Origin of the sequence: Pseudonocardia pini (assembly GCF_013870575.1) — a bacterium.
GTDB lineage: Bacteria > Actinomycetota > Actinomycetes > Mycobacteriales > Pseudonocardiaceae > Pseudonocardia > Pseudonocardia pini.
The window spans coordinates 1-3,750 of sequence record NZ_JACBXB010000565.1 but is presented as its reverse complement, the minus strand read 5'-3'; the positions used below and the strand labels follow the sequence as shown (position 1 = coordinate 3,750).

Here is a 3,750-nt window from a genome sequence, read left to right as displayed (position 1 = left end):
TCGTCGTCACCTTCCGGGTGCTCGACGAGAAGGGCCGCGAGATCGGCCGGGGGACGGCCGCACCACGGCGGGCGCGGCGGTGATGACGGCCTCCGGGGTCCGCACCAGCGGTACCGGGTCGGCCGCGGCACCGAGCTCGGCGAGGACGGCCTGCTGCGCCGGGCCGGTCGCCTTGGCGCGCAGGTCCTCCATCACCCGGCTGATCCGCGCGCCCTCGTTGGCGATCCAGTCGTCCGGGCCGCCCGCGGGGTCGCGGACGCCCGAGTGGTGCAGCGCGACGACCTCCCACTGGTCGTTGAACACCGGGGAGCCGGAGTTGCCCGGCTGGGTGTCGGTTCTGTAGTGCAGGAAGTCCGGCAGCTGGTTGACCAGCTGGTTCTCCCGGATCGCGATCTCCTTCGGGCGCCCGTCCGGATGCCCGACGACGTTCACCGGCTCGCCCGTGACGATCTTGCCCTGCTGGGCGATGAGGACGTTCCAGCCGTACAGGGCTCCCGCGGCACGGCCCTCCCCGTCCGGCCGCACCGCGACGAGCGTGTAGTCCAGGCCCTCGTCGGTCAGGAAGAGCGTCGCCGGGTCCAGCTCGAACCGGACGACCGGCTTGGCCAGGCCGTCCGGCCCGTCCTCGAAGTCGAACTCCAGCAGCGACCCGCTCGCCGTCGCGACGTCGGGCAGGACGTGGTTGTTCGTGAGGACGAGCCTGCGCCCCACCAGGAACGCCGTGCCGAAACCCGCCGTGGCGCGGCCCTGCCGGATCATCACCCGGGCCACCGCGCGGGCGGCGTCCGCGCCCCGGCCGAGGAAGTTGACCTTCTGCAGGTCGGCGGACTCGATGATCCGCTCCAGCGCCCGGCCGTCCGAGGGCTGTTCCATCGCCCGCACCAGGGCGTCCGGGTCCACCTCGCCGAGCCGCACGAGGCGCCTGGCCCGCGCCACCAGCTGCTCCCGGGTGTCCGCGACGACGGTGTGCCCCGCCTCCCGCGCCCGCTTGAAGTCCTTGCGCTGCTTGGCCGTGGCCTTGAACCGCTCCCAGGCCAGCCGCTCCTGGTCCGCCTGGTTCACGTCAGCACCCCGGCGAAACGGAGGAAGTCGGCGATGGAGCGGATGGGTGCCCCACTGAGCAGGGTGACGCCCTCGGCCGGGCTCCAGGAGGTGTCCTGCAGGTACGACGAGGGATCGGCCCGGAGCTGCCCGATCAGGGTGGCGGCGACGATCGTGCTGCCGACCTGGCCGAGGGACTCCCCGCCGCGCTGGACCTCCGCCTCCTTGAGCACGTAGTACCAGAGCGGGGTGGCCTGCAGGAACCCACCGGCGACGAGCGCCTGGTGCAGGTCGCCGGGGCCGTCGAGCTCGGCCTCGGTCAGCGGCGTGGCGCCGAGGCGGCGGGCGACGGCCTGGCCGGTGGGCAGCGCCAACCGGAAGCCGCGCAGCAGGTTCCGGCGCGCGAGGTGCTTGAGCATGACGTTCACCGGGAGGGTGGGGTCGCCGTCGTTGCCCTCCTTGGTGAGTTCGCCCAGCGGCATCGCGAGGTGAGTGTCGATCTTGCGGGCGAACCGGTTGCGGTCGACGGTCTCGCCCTTCTCGACCATGCGGTCCCACTCGGCGGGCCAGTTGGAGGGGAGGGCGACGAGCGGACCGACGAAGCCGCCGCCGCCGGTGAACCGGAACATCTGGTCGAAGGTCGCCGCGGCGGGCTGGGGCCCGCCGGGCAACCCGAAGAACCTGTTCCAGTCGTAGGCGGCGCGCACCATGCTGTGTCCGAAGCGGAAGGCCGCCACCGAGAACTCCAGCGGCATGTAGGTGCCGCGACCCTCCAGGTCCAGCAGGTCCGAGTCGTCGCTGAGCACCGCGTCGACGATGCCCGGCGCGGTGATGGTTCGCAGGTAGTCGTGCACGGTGACCCACTGGTAGGCCCACCGGGTCAGCTCGCGGGCGCGGAGGAACACCTCGACGTCGCTCTCCAGCGCGGGCTCGTTCGCCCGGACCCAGTTGACGGCGTTGTTGTGGAACCGGAGGAACGCCACGTGGATCTGCGCGACGATCAGGTTCTCGTCGTTGCGGCCGTCGCCGATCTGCGCGACCCGCTTCTCGCCGTCGGTGCTGCCCGTGCCACGCCGGGGCAGGTCGCGGTCATCGTCCCCCGGCACGAAGTCGGGGATGGTCACGATCTTCCCCAGCTTCAGCTTGATCGGGTCGTCGGCCTGGTACGGCACGGGCTCGTCGTTCGCCGACCGCTTCGTGACGAACGGGCCGTCGCCGTAGACCGAGTCGAGGTTCAGCGAAGGGGCACGCAGGTTCTCCAGCCGCGCCACGACCTGGTCGGGGTGCAGCGGCAGTAGGGGGTCGGCCGTGATGCCGACCGTGGTGTCTCGGTCCGTGTTCGCGGTGATGTCGTGGTCGACGAACTGGCCCCAGTAGGTGTGGATCGGCGGGATCGTCGAGTTGGTCTCCGCCGGCTCGGCCTGCTCGATCATCGCCTCGCCGAGGGCGTTGAGCGCATCCACAGTGGCCTTCGCCTCGGCGACGGTCGAGCCGGCGAGGTGGGCGTCGGGGTAGGTGCCCTGCAACGAGGTGAACAGGTAGCCGAAGGGTGTGGTGCCCACCTCGCGGGCCCGGTCGACGGACTCCTGCACCACTCGGCTCAGCGCTTCCTCGGAACCGGGTTGGTCGAGCTGCTTGAGCGCTTCAGCGTTGTCGTCGACGAGCGCGTGCCCGCCGTGGGTGAGCTCGGTCAGGACGCGGCTGATGCGGCCTTCGGTGGTCGGGATCTGTCCCTCGGACATGGTGGGTGCCCCCTCGTCGTTCGAAGGCACCGAGCGTGACCGGCCGCACCTCCTCTCGGCTTCGGGTAACTCCCTAGATCTCGGGGTTCTCCCACCCACCTCTCCGCCGTCCGGACCAGCGATGATCCACCGGTCGGGGGTGGGACGGTCGACTCCCGACCGGTTCGCTCCCGAGTCCTGGATCAGGCGAGGGCGCGGGCGATCTCGGCGAGGGTCTCGGCGAAGCGGGGCTCGGCGCCCGCGGCCACGCCACCGGCCAGCACGACTCCGGCCACGCCGTCGAGCGCCAGGAGCTCGCGGCCGTACCGGACGGCGACCTCGACGCCTGCGGCCAGCGGATCGTCGGCCGCGAGGACCGTCTCGGTGTAGCCCGCGGGCAGGACGGCGGCGGCGAAGGAGTGCAGGAGCTCCGCCCCCTCCTTGTCGACGACGACGGGCACGCCGGGCAACACCGGCACCGGATGGGAGGTGGCAGCCACCTCGGCGGCAAACGCGGCGACCTCGGCCGCCTCCCCGCAGTACTGCAACATCGCGAACGCCGCGCCGGCCTTCGCCTTCTCGGACACCCGCTGTGCGCGCGACGCGACCGGTGGGGCGGCGGGCGACTCGGCGACCGAGACGAGCAGGCCGAGCTCGGCGGCGAGGGCGACCAGGCGGGTGGAGTCGAGGTCGAAGACCGGCATCGCGTCGGGCCTGCCGCCGCTCGCGGGGTGGTCGCCGGTCACACAGTGCACGGCGGCGACGCCGGCGTGGGCCAGCGCCGCCAGCTCCGACTCGAGGGCGACCCGGTTGCGGTCCCGGCAGTTCACCCCCGCCCACACGCGCAGGCCCTCGTCCTGGATCAGCCGGGCGCGGTAGGCGGGTGGGAACTGGACTCGGGAGGTGGCGGCGTCCCCGGCGAGGACGGCGTCGACGCTCCCGCGCAGGAGTGCGGCGCACTCGGTGATCGAACGGCCGTCGACGGGCG

The 3,750-nt window shown here is 72.5% G+C and carries 3 protein-coding genes; all 3 read right to left on the bottom strand.

Annotated features, from left to right (window positions below; all coding sequences use genetic code 11):
- Window positions 1-6: 6 nt before the first annotated feature.
- Window positions 7-1,062: a trypsin-like serine peptidase gene (locus tag H5J29_RS24800; protein ID WP_181783439.1), complete on the bottom strand. Its 1,056-nt coding sequence runs from the start codon at window positions 1,060-1,062 to the stop codon at window positions 7-9.
- Window positions 1,059-2,783 (bottom strand): peroxidase family protein, encoded by a 1,725-nt coding sequence (locus tag H5J29_RS24795; RefSeq protein ID WP_181783438.1) that lies wholly within the window; start codon window positions 2,781-2,783, stop codon window positions 1,059-1,061. Before H5J29_RS24795 ends, H5J29_RS24800 begins: the two co-directional genes overlap by 4 nt.
- Window positions 2,784-2,965: 182 nt before the next feature.
- A partial coding sequence (locus H5J29_RS24790) for a methylenetetrahydrofolate reductase (RefSeq protein ID WP_181783437.1) occupies window positions 2,966-3,750 on the bottom strand: 785 nt, incomplete at its 5' end.